This window comes from Streptomyces sp. NPDC037401 (assembly GCF_055602345.1).
The window spans coordinates 82,015-97,062 of record NZ_JBVJWO010000017.1 but is presented as its reverse complement, the minus strand read 5'-3'; the positions used below and the strand labels follow the sequence as shown (position 1 = coordinate 97,062).

Below are 15,048 nucleotides of genomic sequence, written 5' to 3'. Positions count from 1 at the left end.
CCCTTGACGCTCAGTAGCATCCTCCCTGTCCCACCCTCTCGTGAGGGAGATCCGAGGTCCCCGGAGACGTCCGTGCCCGACGCCCATGACACGTCCGACACCTCGGCGAACCGCCGGCCCCCGCCCCCGCCCCCGCCCCCGCCCCCGCCCCCGCCCCCGGGCAGGGAACCGCTCGTGCGGATACACGGCCTCGGCAAGCGCTTCGGCGGCACCGTCGCGCTGGATTCGGTCAGCCTCGACCTCCACGGCGGCAGCGTGCTCGCCCTCCTCGGGCCCAACGGCGCCGGGAAATCCACCCTCATCAAGGTGCTCGCCGGCGTCCACCGGGCCGACGCGGGCGAGGTGACGGTCGCCGGGCACCCGCTCGGGTCCGACGCCGCCTCCGCGAAGATGTCCTTCATCCACCAGGACCTCGGCCTGGTGGAGTGGATGACGGTCGCCGAGAACATCGCCCTGGGAACGGGCTACCCGCGCCGGGGCGGCCTGATCTCCTGGCGGCAGACGCGGGAGCAGTGCGCCGAGGCCCTCCGGATCGTCGCCGGACACCTGGACCCCGACGCCCGGATCGCCGACCTCGCACCGGCCGAGCGCTCCCTGGTGGCCATCGCCCGGGCCCTCGCAAGGCGCGCGGAGCTCTTCGTCCTCGACGAGCCGACCGCCACCCTCCCCGCCGCGGACTGCGCCCGGCTCTTCGACGTCCTGCACCACCTGCGCGACCGGGGCCACGGCATCCTCTACGTCAGCCACCGGCTCGACGAGGTCTACCGGGTCGCGGACACGTTCGCCGTCCTGCGCGACGGCCGCCTGGTCAGCCAGGGGCCGCTCGCCGGGTACGGTCCCGCCCGGCTGGTCCGCGACATCGCGGGCGGCGTACCGGCCGGGCGCGGCCCCGCCGCCGCCGTGCCCGCCGGCCGTCGACCCGTACTGGGCCTCGACGCCGTGACGACCCAGCGCACCGGGCCCGTCAGCCTGCAACTGGCCCCCGGCGAGATCCTCGGCATGGTCGGGCTGACCGGCGCCGGCCACATGCACCTGGGCCGCGCCCTCGCCGGAGCACTGCCGCTGCGCGGCGGGCGGGCGCTGCTCGACGGACGGCCGTACCATCCGCGCACCGTGGCCGCCGCCGTCGGCCGGGGCGTCGGCTTCGTGGCCGCCAACCGCCAGGAGGAGGGCTGCGCCCCCGATCTGACGGTCCGGGAGAACTTCCTCGCCAACCCCCGGGCGGCCGGGGTGCCGGCGTGGCGCCGGCTCGGGCCCCGGCGCGAGCGGCGCGAGGCCGCCGCCCTGATCGAGCGGTTCTCCGTACGCCCCCGCGACAGCGAAGTGCCCATCGCCACGCTGTCCGGCGGCAACCAGCAGAAGGTGGTCCTCGGCCGGTGGCTCCGCGGGCGCATGCGGCTGCTGATCCTCGAGGAGCCGACCGCGAGCGTGGACGTCGGCGCCAAGGCGGCGATCCACCGGCTGCTCGACGACGCGGCCGCCGCGGGCACGGCCGTCCTGCTGGTGTCCACCGACTTCGAGGAGGTCGCGGACCTCTGCCACCGCGCGCTGGTCTTCGTACGGGGATCGGTGGCGGCCGAGCTCGCGGGCGCCGGGCTGACGCCTGCCGAACTCACCCGCGCCGCGTCGGCCATGCCCGCGATCACCGGAAGCACCACGACGCCGTGACCCGCTGGTCCCCGCGCGGACACCACCTCATCGGCAGCTACGGCCTGCTGGCCCTGACCGCCCTGCTCTTCCTGGTCTTCTCCATCGCCCTGCCGGACACCTTCCCCACCCACGACAACGTCTCCTCGATCCTCTCCAACCAGTCGATCCCCGCCCTCCTCGCCCTCGGCGCGACGATCCCCATCGCCACCGGCAAGTTCGACCTGTCCCTCGGCTACGGGCTGGGCCTGGCGCACGTCCTGGTGATGCACCTCATCGTCGAGGAGGGCACGCCCTGGCCGCTCGCCTGCCTCGCCGTCGTCACCGGCGGAGCGCTGGTCGGCGCCCTGAACGGCATCGTCGTCGAGTTCGCCCGGATCGACTCCCTCATCGCCACGCTCGGCACCGGCAGCATCATGTACGCCCTCACCGGATGGCTCACGGACGGCAGCCGGATCGTGCCCGGCCCGGACGGCCTGCCGCCCGCGTTCACCAACCTGTACGACGCCCGGTTCCTCGGCCTGCCGGTGCCCGCCTTCTACGTCCTGGCGGCCGTCGTCGTCCTGTGGACGGTGCTGGAACGGCTGCCGTTCGGCCGGTACCTGTACGTCGTCGGCTCCAACCCCCGCGCCGCCGGCATCATCGGCATCCCCACCCGCAGGTACTCCGTCTACGCCTTCGCCGGATCGGGCCTGTTCGTGGGCATCGCCGGGGTCCTGCTCGCCGCACAGCAGCAGATCGGCAACCCGAGCGTCGGCCTGGACTACCTGCTGCCCGCCTTCGTCGGCGCGCTGCTCGGCTCCACCACTGTCAAGCCTGGCCGCGCCAACGCCGTAGGAACGCTCGTGGCCGTCAGCGTTCTGGCCGTCGGGCTCGCCGGAATCGGCCAGCTCGGCGCCCAGTTCTGGGCCACCCCGCTGTTCAACGGCGGCACGCTGCTGCTGGCGGTCGGCCTGGCCGGATACGCGGCGCGGCGGCGGCTCCGTGCGCGCGCCACGGCGGACGCGCACCCGCCCCGCCATCCGCCCGCACCGGCGGACGGCCCCTAGCCCGCAGCGGGCCCCACGGCGGGATTTACGGAAGACCCACAGCGCACCACGAGTCAGGAGCACCGTGTACCCGAACCGCAACGGCGTCCTCGCGGCCGCGGCCCTGTGGGCGGCCGCCTCCGCCCTCGCAGCGGGCTGCGCAGGCGGCCCGTCGGAGCCTTCGGCCCCCGTGTCGGCCGCCCGCTGTCCCGCCGTGCTCGCGCAGGCGAAGGCGGCCGTCGGGCATGCCGAGCGTAATGACGCCGCCTGGAACGGCCCCACGACCGGACCCGAGGCCGTCCCGGACAAGACCATCGTCTACGTCGCCCAGACCATGACCAACCCCGGTGTCGCCGGGGTCGCCAAGGGCGTCCGGCAAGCCGCGGCGGCCATCGGCTGGCAGGTCAGGGTGATCGACGGCGACGGGACCCCTGCGGGCATCCAGGCCGCTTTCAGCCAGGCGGTCACCCTCAAGCCCTCGGGCATCGTCATCGGCGGCTTCGATCCGCTGCTCACGGCCCAGCAGATGGCGCGGGCCCAGGCGGCGGGCATTCCGCTGATCGGCTGGCACGCGGTCAGCTCCCCCGGGCCGAGCACGAATCCGCGGCTCTTCACCAACATCACCACGAAGGTGGAGGAGGTGGCGGCGATCAGCGCGGACTGGGTCATCGCCCGCTCCGACGGCGGCGCCGGGGTCGTCGTCTTCACCGACGACTCCATTCCGTTCGCCCGCAACAAGTCCCAGCTGATCAAACAGCGGCTGGCCGCCTGCCCTGGGGTGAGGCTGCTGGCGACGGAGAACATCCCCATCCCGGACGCGAGCCAGCGCACCCCCCAGCAGGTCTCCTCGCTGGTGTCGCGCTTCGGGGACCGGTGGACGTACTCCATCGCGATCAACGACCTGTATTTCGCCGACGCCGCACCGGCGCTGCGCGCCGCCGGGCGCCCCGGCGAGGGGCCGCCCTTCAACATCGGCGCGGGCGACGGCGATCCGTCCGCGTTCCAGCGCATCAACGGCCGGCGGTACCAGGCCGCCACCGTTCCCGAGCCGCTGGCCCAGCAGGGCTGGCAGATCGTCGACGAGTTCAACCGCGCCTTCGCCGGCCGTCCCGCCAGCGGCTACGTCGCACCCGTGCACGTGGTGACGGCCGAGAACAGCGGCGGCGCCACGTCCTGGAACCCGCGGGGCTACCGGGAGGCGTACGAGAAGATCTGGCGCGGCGAGTGACACGGCTCCGGCCCGCTCCGGCAGCTGCCCCAGGCCCTCCCGCTGGATGATCGGCCCCCTGGTCGACTGGCATGATCAGGTCATGAACGAACCGAACTGGGCCGGTCTGCGCCGACAGCTGGTGGAAGCCCTGCGCCTGTTGGCCGCGCCCGCGCCGGACCAGTGGGCCTGGCTGAAGCGCTACGCGGTCCCGGTGGACGAGATCGCCCTGAGCTGACGGCACGAAGGGCCGCCGCCAACCCGGCGGTCCGCCCCACGGTAACGCGGGTCGGGGGCGTCTCGATGCGGGCCACGGCCTGCACGATCACGGGGGCCGGCTCGGATGCCGGTCAGTTGTCCGGTTCGGCGGCGGTGAGGCGCTCCCGTGCCCGCGTGGCGGCATCGGCCGCCCGGTGTGCCTTCTTCGCGGCCGCGGCTGCGTCCTTGTGCCGCGCGGCCGCCTCCTTTTCCTCGGCCGCAGCCTGCTGCCGTGCCTCACGCGCCCGGTCCAGCGCCGAGGCCGCGGCGGCCAGTTCCCCGTCCCGGGCCGCAGCCTCGACCCGCGCTTCCTCGACCGCAGCCCGGGCCCGCTCCACCCGCGCGGTCCGGGCCTTCGCCTCGTGCCCGCGCTGCCGAGCCGGGCGTGCGGCCGCAGGGGCACCCGGGCGGTGATCCGGCTTCGGGGCGTCGGGGGCAGGCTCGAGACCGGTGAACCCGGCAGCGGACGGCGGTGCCTTCACCAGACGCCCCGCCCGCCACTGCTCAGCGGCATCGGGGTCGGCCAGCACCGCGTGCAGGATCTCCTCGACCTCCTGCCGGACGCCGTCCGACACCGCCTGTCCCGCCTCCCCGGCCAGCCGGCGCGCGTCCCGGGCAAGAGCCGCGATCACCTGGTGCCGCTGCCGTGACAACTCCCGCAGCTGTTCGCCCTCCAGGCTCCGGTGCGCCTGCCGGAGTGCCGCACCGAGCTCCAGCAGCCGTTCCGTCTCCTCCGGCTGCTCACGTACGAGGAGGTTTGCGCACCAGGCGGCGAGCGTCGGCTTCCTCAGGCCCGCGATGGCCCGGGCTCCCGCCGCATCGCCCTCGCTCCTGGCCCGTGCCGCCCGCGCGTCCCGGGCCGCGGTGAACTCGGCAGGCCGCAGCCCGTACAGCTCCGAGACCACCGCGTCTACGTCCACCGCCACCCGCACTCACCCCCTCACGGCACACGCGAGGGTTTCAGTCCATGTCGAGGTAGTACACGCCCGCCTTGGCATCGGCGAAGAGCGTGAACTGGACCCGGGGTGCGTCGCCGGGTTCCTCACCGTCGATGTCCATCTCGACCGGCTCGGCGTCCACGAGGACGTACTCCCCGAAGCCTTCGAAATCACCCGGGCCGTCGGCGACGCCCACGTGGATCGGCGTCTCGTCCGGCAGCCCTGCCAGTACCTCACGCAGCCTGCCCGCGGTCCACACCTGCGGAGCATGCTCAAACACATCGGCCATGGACCGAGCCTAGGCCCGCAGACCGCCCTCACCGCCGCGCCGCGCCGCACGCGAGTGACCTGCCTCACATGTCGTCACAGCCGCCGGCCGCGCGGTGTCTTGAAGTCGAACCCTCGAACCGAAGGAGATGCCATGAACGAGAACACCGACGTGGTCGTGATCGGCGGCGGATACGCCGGCGTCATGGCGGCCAACCGCCTGATGCAGCGCGCCGACGTGACGGTGACCCTGATCAACCCGCGCCGGACCTTCGTCGAGCGGATCCGCCTGCACCAGCTGGTGGGCGGGTCCGACGACGCGGTCGTCGCGTACGGGGACGTCCTGCGCGAGGGCGTCGGGCTGGTGGTCGACACCGTGACCGGGATCGACGCGGCCGGGCGCCGCGTGACGTTGGCCTCGGGCGGCACGGTCGGCTACGACTACCTGGTCTACGCGGTGGGCAGCGGCAGCGCCGACCCGGGCGTGCCCGGAGCAGCCGAGTTCGCGTACCCGATCGCCACCTTCGAGGAGGCGGAGCGACTGCGGCCGGTTCTGGACGCCGCGCCCGCGACGGCCGCTGTGACGGTGGTCGGAGCGGGTCCGACCGGCATCGAGACCGCCGCCGAGCTGGCGGAACAGGGCCGCGCCGTGACCCTGGTCTGCGGCGGGGTGCTGGGCCCGTACCTGCACGCCCGCGGCCGGCGCTCGGTTGCCGAGCGGCTGGCCGCGCTCGGTGTGACCGTGCTCGAAGGCCCCGGCACGAAGGTGACGGCCGTGACCCGCGACGCCGTGCAGCTCGGCGGCGGTCGCGAGCTGCCGAGCCGGGTGACCATCTGGACCGCAGGCTTCGGCGTACCGGACCTGGCCGCGCGCAGCGGGCTGAGCACCGACGCCCTGGGCCGGCTGCTCACGGACGAGACCCTGACGAGCGTGGACGACGTACGCATCGTCGCGGCCGGGGACTCGGCGGCGCCGTCGGACCTGCCGCTGCGGATGAGCTGCCAGGCGGCGATGCCCCTGGGCGCGCGGGCCGCCGACACGGTGCTGGCCCGGATCGCGGGCGAGCAGCCCGCTGCCCTCAACCAGGTGTTCGCCGGCCAGTGCATCAGCCTGGGCCGACGCGCCGGCATCTTCCAGTTCGCCCACAGGAACGACGTCGCCCTGTGGTTCCACATCGGCGGCCGCACGGGCGCGAAGCTCAAGGAGCTCGTGTGCAAGGGCACCGCCAAGCACCTGGCCGACGAGGCGGGCAAGCCCGGTTCGTACGGCTTGCACCGCGTCTCCGGGGGTGCGAAGCGCCGGGAACTGCTGCAGGCCGAGCGCGGCAAAGCTCAGGCCACCGCTCGACCGGCGGCCTGAGGCGGGCAGTTCGCCGTTCCGGGACCCCGTCCGGACGGCTTCGCCGCTCACGGCGTCACGACGTACCGGCTCGTGTGCGTACTGTGAGACGGGGCTGTTTTCGGGTGGACGGCCGGGGTAGCGTCCTCGGGCTGCCGCGGGGGCGGTGGTCGGTGCACAAGGGGGTTCACGAGGTGCCGGTGGCGATGGTCGAGGCCGTACTCCTCGCCCGCAGGAACGAGCAGCGGTTCGAGGATCTGCAGCGCAGGCGCAAGAAGCTCGAGCGGCACATCCGGCAGGAGGGCCAGGCCCAGGAGGAGCAGCGCCGGGCCGTGTACGAGGGAGCCCTGGTGCCGTTCGGCGAGGTGTTCTCGCGACTGAAGCGGGTGGACCTCGCGGAGTTGACGCCCGTGGATCCGGCGGGTCATGCGGTCGAGGACGTGGAACTGCGAGAACTGCGGCTCGTGGCGGCCGAGGCAGTGGCGTCGGTGGCCGGTGGCGCGGTCGCGGGCGTGGGGGTGGGTGCTGCGGCCTATGCGGCGGTGGGCGCCTTCGCGACCGCGTCGACGGGTGCTGCGATCTCGGGGCTGTCGGGCGCGGCGGCGACCAGCGCCACTCTGGCCTGGCTGGGCGGGGGGTCGCTGGCGGCCGGGGGCGGGGGCGTCGCGGCGGGCACGCTGGTGATGACCGCTCTGGTCGCCGGACCGGCGCTGCTGGCCGCCGGCGTCTTGCTGGAGTGGCGCGGCCGTTCGGCCAGGGACGGGCAGAAGAAGGTCGCCCGGCAGCTGGCGGTGGCGGGGCGCGAGCTGAAACAGGCACGGCTGGAGCTGTCGCAGGTGTTCCAACGCAGCCGCGACATCCGCCTGGTGCTCAAGGAGCTGGGCGATGCCATGGAGGCCCGGCAGGGGTTGTTCGGCGAGCTGGTGGAGCAGTGTGACGACTACGCGGCCTACGGACCCGGACCGCGGGCCGTGGTGAAGGACATGTTCGACCTTGCCGTGGCAGCCGTGGCGGTGATGGGCGCGCCGCCGGCCGGGGAGGACGGGCGGATCAACGAGGTGTCGGGCCGGGCGGTCGCCGACGCGCGGGCACGGCTGGCGGCGCTGGCGGCCGCGGCGTGAGCGCGGACACGGCGGCGGCCACGCCCGACGGGGCACGGGCCGATGCGGCCGATGCGGCCGGGGCGGAGACGGCGGGGGTCGCGGCGTGGGCGGCCGCCGACGCCGCGACCCGTCGCTTCGCGGCCGCGACGCTGGAGACCCTGAGCACACGGGACACCGTGGAGCGGCTGGCGCGCCGCTACGCCGCTCTCGGCAATCCCCAGCGAGCGGGGCACCTGTTCGAGGTGCAGCACGCGCTGTCCTTCAACCAGGCCGCGGCGCGGGCCGGATCGCCCGTGCGTGCGGTGGTCTCGGAATGGGCTCCGGGCGGATCGCACACCGCTGCCGCCGACGTGCTGCTCGTCGACGGCGGCCGTGCCGTGGGCGAGGTGCAGGCCAAGCTGATGGCGTCGGTGCCCGGCACCGCCCACCAGGTCGCCCGCGGCCACTACGAGGGCATGACCCGTCTGGTGGCCGCGGACAAGGTGGACGCGGTGGACGGCCTGATCGGGCGGCGCCTTGCGATGTCACCCGACGGCGTGAGGTTCGCCGACTACGCCGACGCCCGCGCCCACCTGTCCGACCGGATCCGCCACGGGGACGTCACCTCGCGGCCCGTGGATCTCGCCGACGCCCACCGCGCCGCGCTCGCCCCCGAGAAGTGGATGCGCGACCACGTACTCAAGGCCGCGGGCCGGGAGGCGGCCGTCGCAGCCGGAACCGGCGCCGCTGTCGGCGCCGTCGTCACGGCCGCCGTCACGGCCGCCGGTCAGCTCGGCCGGGTGCGGGCGAAGGAGACCTCCCCCGCCGCGGCGGCGCTCACCGCGGCGGCGGCCGCGGCGCAGGGCGCCGCCCGGTCCAGGTCGCTCGCGGGTCTCGCGTCGTTGGTGCGGTCCGCCGGGCGGGCGGGCCGGCTGCCCGCCGCGTTCGGCGGCGGGGAACTGGCCTTCGCCACGGCCACCGCGGCCCTTGCCGTCACCGAAGCCGGCATCGACCTCGCCCAAGGCCGCATCGACGCGGCCGAGTTCGCCTCCCTCAGCGCGCAGGCCGCCCTCCGGGCGAGCCTGACCTGGGCGTGCGGCGCCGTCGCGCAGACCGTCGTCCCCGTCCCCGTCGTCGGCGCTCTCGTCGGCGGCCTCGTCGCACAGGCCGTCGGCACGCTCATCGTCCAGGGCCTGCAGACGGCCCTGGTCTGGACGCGCGGCACGCGCACCCCCGGGTCCCGGCTCCTCGAACGTGAACTCCTCACCGCCTCCCTCACCACCGGGCTCCTGGCCGGCGCCACCACCGCGCTCGGCCCCGGCACCTACACCGCCGGCACCGTACTGCCCGCCTTCACGACCATCCGCGAGCACCTCGCCCTTGCCCGGCCCGGCCGCGCACTCGACGGCCTCACCACCCTGACCGCCACCCACGCCGGCATCCCGCTGCACCTCACACCCGAAGAGTTCGACAGCTGGATGACCCTGGACGACGACGTTCCCCTGACGCTCGACCCCAACTGGTAGGCCGCCCGCTACCGGGACGCCGGGGCGCCCGGGCCGGGGATCCCGGGGACGGGCGCGTGCGCGTGCGCGGCGGAGAGGAGCGGCGAGGCGGCCGCGGTGCAGACCGCCGTGACGTACAGGTCACGCGGCTCGGAGCTGTTGTTGCGCCCGCTGATGAGCCACCCCTTGGGGCCGTTGTCCCACCACATGGTGCTGGCGGTCATGGTGAACTCGCCGGGGGTGAGGTAGGCGAGGTGGCCACCGCCGCTGACGGCCAGCTCGCCGGGCGGACACGGACGGCTCCTGACCGTGCCCGACTGGCCCGGCTGCAGGGTGATGAAGTTGCCCGAGAAGTGGATCTCGATCGGGTCGGCTGCGGCCCGGACGGACCCGCCCTGCTGTGCGTAGGCGATTCCGGCCCCGGCGGCGAGGGCTGCTGCCGTCACCAGGGCTGTGGCGCGGATGTGCTTCACGATGACCTCCCGTACGACCGATGCGTCGGGGGGCTTTATCACCGCTCGGTGCCGATCCATCCGCAGGTTCACACGGATACCACGGGCGGAAACGATCCACCGTCGTCTCTTCGAGTGCTTCGGCGTGTCGGACCGCGCTCCGGTCGCGGTCAGAGGGTCTGATCCGACGGCCCGACGATCGCCCGCAGCGCCGCGAGGTGCCCGTGGTACGCCTCCCGGCCCCGCCGGGTCAGGCGGAGCCACACGCGCTGCCGGGTCTCGCGGACGGCCTTGCGCTGCTCGACGTATCCGGCGTCCATCAGCATGGTGACGTGCTTGCTCAGCACCGAGGCGGAGACGTCCAGTTGCTTCTGGACCAGGGCGAACTCCGCCTCGCCCGCGGTGTCCAGCAGGGCGCAGATGCGCAGCCGGTTCGGGGCGTGGATGGTGGTGTCGAAGCCCGCCAGCGGGTCGTGGGGATCGGCGCTCACGCGGTCTTCCGGTGCAGGCGGACGAAGGCGAGGTGGAAGCCGACGGACACGGCGGCACCGATCAGCGAAGCCGCGATCAGCCATACCGGCCGTCCCGTGACGCGGAACGCGAAGCCCGCTCCGGCCACCAGCGCGGGCAGACCGACCGCGAGCGGCACGCTGGCCCGCTTCGGCAGCACGTCGAACCGCAGGGCCACGCCCGTCTTGTTGCGCCAGGACTTGGCGGCGACGGCGAAGAGCGCCCCGTACACCGCGGTGAGCGCCAGCATGATCCCCAGCCAGGCGGCGCGGGGCAGCAGCCAGTCCGAGTCGGCCGTGACGCCTCCGTAGACGAGGGGGAGCGCGGCGATGTAGAGCGTGAGCGTGACGAAGAACCAGTTCGGCCACGGGGTGGCCGACAGCGCTGCGGCAGAGGCCCGTACGTGCTCGGTGTCGGCCAGGGCGGAACGGGCCTGCTCGGGGGTCAGCGATACCGCGTGAGTTTCCATGCCGGAAAGAGTAACAGTCACTTTCCGATCCGGAAAGAGACATGTTTCCGGATCGGCAACTACTCTGCTCGCGCCTCTCATTGGCGGCGGTTCAGCGCTGCTGCGCGACGGGCGAGTTCAGCAGCGCGGCGCGGCGGTCGGCCCCGGCCGCCCGAGTCACAGGTCGGCGAGGGTGCGGTCCACGGTGTCCAGCAGGGCCCGCCTGTCCCGCTGGACCCTGCCGAGCACGCGCAGTCCGCAGTACGTGCTCTGGATCCGGCGCGCGAGGGTGCGGAGGTCACCGGTGGAGCGGATCTCGCCGGTGTGGCGGTCGGCGGTGAGGATCGCTTACAGCTCGGTTTCGACCCGGTCGGAGCTGCGCCGTACGGCTTCCCTGACGTCCTGGTCGAGGCCGGACGCTTCGACGGCGGCGTTGATCGCGTCAAGGAGACCGCGCGAACGACATGAACCCCGTCCTGGTGAGCCTGGCGGTGCTCTGGACGCCGACCGGCCCGTGCTGCGTCGTGGCCGCCATCGTCGTCTCGGTACGCCGGAACCGCGCGTCCGAGCGGATCGGCGAGCCGTCCCGCGGATGGCGCCCCTTCCCGGGCCCGCCTCGTCCCGATGGGGGGTGCCGGCTCACACGCAGGCGCGCGTGGGTTCCGGGAATGCCGGATCGGGTGCGAGGGGCAGGGCTCGGGAGACGCGGACCATCAGGTCCCGGTACTCCGTCTCGGCCTCCCGGAGTGCCGTGACCGCCCTCGTGCTCCGGTCCTCGCCGGCGGGTGCGTTGCGCAGGCGGGCGGCGGCTGCGGCCTTGAACATGGCGGCGAAGCCGATGGCCACCGCGTCGCGTTCGCGGTCCCCTCGGGCCTTGGCCTGGCGGTAGGCCTGCTCGCGCACGTCGTCGTTGCAGTACGCCCGCAGTTCCAGCTTCCAGTCGTGGATGTGGGTCAGGCGGTACATCAGCGCCTGTTCCGGACCGGAGTACCAGGGCGTGGGGAGGTACATCCTGTTGCGGGCGGAAGTCGCCGGGTCGCGGACCACGTGCCACAGGGGCCTCAGCGCGATGACGGTCAGGCACGGGCGCCAGACGCGCTCGACCACCCTGGGCCCGAAGACGGGCACGAGGAACCCCACACCGATCATCAAGCCGCTGGCCGACATGAACGGCGCGACCATTTCGTTGAGGACGTCCCAGTCACGGCCGGTGCAGCGGGCGACGATGGCGGTGAGCTTGAACACGCCGAAGACGATGTTGACGAGGGACGCGACGACCAGCACGAGCAGGCCGAGCCGCAGCGAGGCGTCGACCGGGGTCCTGCCCGTACGCCCCCCGCTCCTGCCGAGTTCGAGGGTCCAGTTCCAGCACATCACCGCCATGGCCACGGCAGCCAGGACGAAGGCGAGCAGGTAGAGGACGAGCATCTCGCGGATGTACGGGGTGGTGGCGTAGTAGGTGTCGAAGTCCCGCGGCCGCTCGACCGGCGCGTCCCCCAGGGCGAAGAGGCCGACGGCGGACACGACCAGCAGACAGCAGGTCAGGATCCAGGCGCGCACGCGGCGCCGGGTCCGGGCCTGGGACCTCGGATCGCCCCGCCAGTGCTCCAGCAGCACCAGGCTGGCGCACGCGTACGCGCAGAGGATGCACTGGACGAGGAGGGCGGAGAGATTGCTGACGCCGGTGATCCGGTTGACGAGGGTGATGGTGGGCGGGGCGGAGAAGACGAAGCCGACGCAGGGCAGGAGGAGCAGGGCGTTCGCTGTGCGGACCATCGGGATACGCCGCCCCCTGACCAGGGCCGGCAGCTTCGCCAGCAGGGCGACGGCCAGCCCGGCGGCAGGGATGTAGTAGTTGACGCCTTGCACGGTCAGCCTTCCAGGGATGCCCAGATACGGCCGGCCACACCGTCGGCGGGCCCTCCCCTGGAGGTGCCTTCCAGGAACGGACGGAACTTGGCCGCCAGCAGGCGGCCGAACTGCTCCGCGCGCCGCTCCTCGTCCACGTCGACGTCGGCTCGCGCAGCTACGTAGGCGACCGCGTCGTCCAGGCTCCACCGGTCGCCCAGCATACGAGCTGCGGCTGCGGTTGCGGCGGGGGCGCCGGCCGTGGCGCCGTGGTGGCCGCAGCTGCCCTCCTTGCGGTGCCACAGCTCGTGTCCCATGATCACGATCTGGTGGAGCGGCGAGGTGTTCGCCTCCACGACGATCACTTCGTGATCACCGAGATCGATCCAGAGCCCGCTGACCGTGTCGGTGGGGAACGGCTCCAGCATCAGACGCACCTCGCGCCCGCCGGTCCTGGTCAGATGGGCGCAGATCGCCCGGAACACTTCGAGCGGTTCCTCCGGAACCGGCTCCCCCACGCCCGCGAACAGCTCGTCACGGTGACGCTTCATTTCGCGGGAGATGCCCACCGTGTCCACCCATCCCTCAGACCGGACGCACCGGTCCCCCCGGATGCATCGTTCCCAGCACCAACCACCCCTGGGCCACAGCACCTTGAGCAGCGGCCTCTGTCAATCCATTCCCGCCGAACCGTCCGGAGCAGACCCGGCCTCCGGCGCTCGTCCGTCCTGAAACCGCCTGACGGCGGGGCCGGTCAGGGAGCAGGTGGCGGGATGGGCGACGGCGTCGGGCACGGCGGCAGGCGAGCATAAGGAGAGCGCGGCGACCACGGGTTCGGAGCCGGGCCCGGCGGCGGGGCCGGTGTTCCCGGAACGCCGAAGGCCGGGCCGACTCGGAATCTCAACAGCACGAGTGGCCGTTCCGGCCGGGCCCCGGGCGAGATCCTCACCCACGCATACCCCCGCCGGACTGAGCCATTTCGAACGCTCCTGCGAGCGAGACACTAACCACTCCACCCACCCGAAGCAACCGGAACCGCCCCGGGGTCCGGCTGTACGGGGGGCGGCAGGGGCGCAGCCGTTACGGAGCGTAGGGGGCGGGTAGGAGTACCGGTATGGACAACCTCGTCTGGTGGGTCCTCGGGGCTCTCGCCGTCGCCACTGCGGCCGGCGCGGCCGTGCTCCTGGTCCGCGTGGTCCGGGCCCGGCGGCTGCTGCTGGACGCGGGGGTGCCGTTCCGGGACAAGGCGCTGTTCTGGGCCGCCGTCGCGTACACGCTGTGGCCGGTCGACCTGCTTCCGGATCCCGTGTACCTCGACGACATCGGCGTCCTGCTGCTCGCCCTCCGTTCCCTGCACGCAGCCGCCCGGAAGGCGGGTGAGGGCATCCGCGACCATGCTGCATGAGCGGCCCCGCCCTCTCGCTCCGGCAACGAATCCGGCGCCGACGGCGGGTCCGCCGGGCGGACTTCGACGGCGTCGCCGGAGGGCGCGCGGGACGCTCAGACCAGTCGGCGGCTGAACTCCAGCCGGTTGGCGAAGTTCCGGTACCCGGCCCGTGTGAAGGCCTTCGCCATCGCCGCGTTGGCCGCGTCGCAGTCCCCGCGGATCTCGGTGGCGCCGTTCCCGGTCAGGACGCGGGTGCCGCGCACGACGACCGAGGTGGCGTACCCCTTGCCGCGGTGGGCGGGCGCGACACCGACGAAGCCGATCACGGGCACGCTCGGGTTCTCCGCGGGGAGGCTGATCACGGCCGCGGTGCCGTCGGCGTCGTAGCCGATCTCCCACCACTCGGGCTCGTGCTTCAGCTCGGCCGTCTCCTCGAAGAGCAACTCGGCGGCGCGCCGGGGGCCGTGCTCGCGTACGTCGGCTGCGAGCCGGGCGTCCGCCGTGTCCGCCAGGAGCTCCGTCAGCAGGGCGACGAACGGTTCGGGGCCGAGGTCGGCGAGCGTACGGAAGGTGAGCCGGGGGTCGTCGGCGGGCAGGGTGGCGAGGGCCTCCCCGGCGAGCTCGAGGCTGAAGCGGCGTCCGTCGCGGACCGGACTGAAGCCGGCGTGCCGCAGCAGCTCGCCGCGGCGCTCCGGGTCCCGCTGGAACTGCGGGGCCTGGGCGGGAGAGTCGACGACGTGCTCCAGCTCGGTCGCGCCCAGTTCCCGGGCCTTCGCCGCGGCTGCGTCGAGCAGGGCGGCCGCGGTCTCGGGCGAGTCCTCGGGAGCCTCGAACAGCACCATGGCGAGCGGGACGTCGTGCCCCGGAATCGTCCACAGCACCACGCTGCCGACGGGCTGTCCGTCGCTGCCCTCTGCGATCAGGCACCACTCGGGCCGGGTGCAGGTGTTCTCGAGGAGCTGGGCGAGGTACGCGCGGGTCGCGGCGTTGCGTTCGGCGTCGCCGGGGTGCTCGACGAGGGCGGGGAGTTCATCAGGGCGGGCAGTACGAACGAATGTCACTGAGGGCCTTGTCAGTCCGGGGAGTTGTCGGTATCGCCCCGCGAACCTAACCCCTGGGACGCGCGCCGACC

The 15,048-nt window shown here is 73.5% G+C and carries 16 protein-coding genes; 8 read left to right on the top strand and 8 right to left on the bottom strand.

The window, feature by feature from the left end; genetic code table 11:
- The first annotated feature begins 174 nt into the window (after positions 1 to 174).
- From ACZ7H1_RS20160 to ACZ7H1_RS20145, 4 genes are all read left to right on the top strand, one after another.
- Positions 175 to 1,668 carry a sugar ABC transporter ATP-binding protein gene (locus ACZ7H1_RS20160; protein WP_470788343.1) on the top strand — a complete coding sequence of 498 codons (1,494 nt, stop codon included), beginning with the start codon at positions 175 to 177 and terminating at the stop codon, positions 1,666 to 1,668.
- Positions 1,665 to 2,696: an ABC transporter permease gene (locus ACZ7H1_RS20155; protein WP_470788342.1), complete on the top strand. Its 1,032-nt coding sequence runs from the start codon at positions 1,665 to 1,667 to the stop codon at positions 2,694 to 2,696. Before ACZ7H1_RS20160 ends, ACZ7H1_RS20155 begins: the two co-directional genes overlap by 4 nt.
- A 64-nt stretch (positions 2,697 to 2,760) precedes the next feature.
- Positions 2,761 to 3,903 carry a substrate-binding domain-containing protein gene (locus tag ACZ7H1_RS20150; protein WP_470788341.1) on the top strand — a complete coding sequence of 381 codons (1,143 nt, stop codon included), beginning with the start codon at positions 2,761 to 2,763 and terminating at the stop codon, positions 3,901 to 3,903.
- An 82-nt stretch (positions 3,904 to 3,985) separates the two neighbouring features.
- Positions 3,986 to 4,120, top strand: coding sequence for a hypothetical protein (locus ACZ7H1_RS20145; protein ID WP_470788339.1), 135 nt, complete (start codon positions 3,986 to 3,988; stop codon positions 4,118 to 4,120).
- A gap of 112 nt (positions 4,121 to 4,232) precedes the next feature.
- Here the strand turns inward: ACZ7H1_RS20145 and ACZ7H1_RS20140 are convergent, their stop codons facing one another.
- Complete coding sequence (locus ACZ7H1_RS20140; protein ID WP_470788338.1) at positions 4,233 to 5,066, bottom strand: hypothetical protein; 834 nt, start codon at positions 5,064 to 5,066, stop codon at positions 4,233 to 4,235.
- Positions 5,067 to 5,100: 34 nt separating this feature from the next.
- Positions 5,101 to 5,367 carry a DUF6225 family protein gene (locus tag ACZ7H1_RS20135; RefSeq protein WP_470788337.1) on the bottom strand — a complete coding sequence of 89 codons (267 nt, stop codon included), beginning with the start codon at positions 5,365 to 5,367 and terminating at the stop codon, positions 5,101 to 5,103.
- Between the two features lie 132 nt (positions 5,368 to 5,499).
- On the opposite strand from ACZ7H1_RS20135, the gene ACZ7H1_RS20130 reads away from it, so the two are divergent.
- The 3 genes from ACZ7H1_RS20130 to ACZ7H1_RS20120 all read left to right on the top strand — a co-directional run bounded on the left by ACZ7H1_RS20130 (position 5,500) and on the right by ACZ7H1_RS20120 (position 9,292).
- The gene (locus ACZ7H1_RS20130; RefSeq protein WP_470788335.1) at positions 5,500 to 6,705 is read left to right on the top strand and encodes an NAD(P)/FAD-dependent oxidoreductase; all 1,206 of its coding nucleotides are present in this window, start codon (positions 5,500 to 5,502) and stop codon (positions 6,703 to 6,705) included.
- A gap of 152 nt (positions 6,706 to 6,857) precedes the next feature.
- On the top strand, positions 6,858 to 7,805 hold the full coding sequence (locus tag ACZ7H1_RS20125; RefSeq protein WP_470788334.1) for a hypothetical protein: 948 nt from the start codon (positions 6,858 to 6,860) through the stop codon (positions 7,803 to 7,805).
- Positions 7,802 to 9,292, top strand: coding sequence for a hypothetical protein (locus ACZ7H1_RS20120; RefSeq protein WP_470788333.1), 1,491 nt, complete (start codon positions 7,802 to 7,804; stop codon positions 9,290 to 9,292). The genes ACZ7H1_RS20125 and ACZ7H1_RS20120 overlap by 4 nt, the downstream gene beginning before the upstream one ends.
- 8 nt (positions 9,293 to 9,300) lie before the next feature.
- On the opposite strand, the gene ACZ7H1_RS20115 is transcribed toward ACZ7H1_RS20120, so the two are convergent.
- From ACZ7H1_RS20115 to ACZ7H1_RS20095, 5 genes are all read right to left on the bottom strand, one after another.
- On the bottom strand, positions 9,301 to 9,786 hold the full coding sequence (locus ACZ7H1_RS20115; protein ID WP_470788332.1) for a hypothetical protein: 486 nt from the start codon (positions 9,784 to 9,786) through the stop codon (positions 9,301 to 9,303).
- Positions 9,787 to 9,893: 107 nt separating this feature from the next.
- Positions 9,894 to 10,214 carry a transcriptional regulator gene (locus ACZ7H1_RS20110; RefSeq protein WP_470788331.1) on the bottom strand — a complete coding sequence of 107 codons (321 nt, stop codon included), beginning with the start codon at positions 10,212 to 10,214 and terminating at the stop codon, positions 9,894 to 9,896.
- Positions 10,211 to 10,702: a hypothetical protein gene (locus ACZ7H1_RS20105; RefSeq protein ID WP_470788329.1), complete on the bottom strand. Its 492-nt coding sequence runs from the start codon at positions 10,700 to 10,702 to the stop codon at positions 10,211 to 10,213. Before ACZ7H1_RS20105 ends, ACZ7H1_RS20110 begins: the two co-directional genes overlap by 4 nt.
- A 618-nt stretch (positions 10,703 to 11,320) precedes the next feature.
- Positions 11,321 to 12,550 (bottom strand): DUF6545 domain-containing protein, encoded by a 1,230-nt coding sequence (locus ACZ7H1_RS20100; protein ID WP_470788328.1) that lies wholly within the window; start codon positions 12,548 to 12,550, stop codon positions 11,321 to 11,323.
- A gap of 2 nt (positions 12,551 to 12,552) precedes the next feature.
- The gene (locus tag ACZ7H1_RS20095) at positions 12,553 to 13,080 is read right to left on the bottom strand and encodes a toxin-antitoxin system, toxin component (RefSeq protein ID WP_470788327.1); all 528 of its coding nucleotides are present in this window, start codon (positions 13,078 to 13,080) and stop codon (positions 12,553 to 12,555) included.
- Between the two features lie 563 nt (positions 13,081 to 13,643).
- On the opposite strand from ACZ7H1_RS20095, the gene ACZ7H1_RS20090 reads away from it, so the two are divergent.
- On the top strand, positions 13,644 to 13,934 hold the full coding sequence (locus tag ACZ7H1_RS20090) for a YkvA family protein (protein WP_470788325.1): 291 nt from the start codon (positions 13,644 to 13,646) through the stop codon (positions 13,932 to 13,934).
- Positions 13,935 to 14,029: 95 nt separating this feature from the next.
- On the opposite strand, the gene ACZ7H1_RS20085 is transcribed toward ACZ7H1_RS20090, so the two are convergent.
- Positions 14,030 to 14,977 carry a GNAT family N-acetyltransferase gene (locus tag ACZ7H1_RS20085; RefSeq protein WP_470788324.1) on the bottom strand — a complete coding sequence of 316 codons (948 nt, stop codon included), beginning with the start codon at positions 14,975 to 14,977 and terminating at the stop codon, positions 14,030 to 14,032.
- Between the last annotated feature and the right edge of the window lie 71 nt (positions 14,978 to 15,048).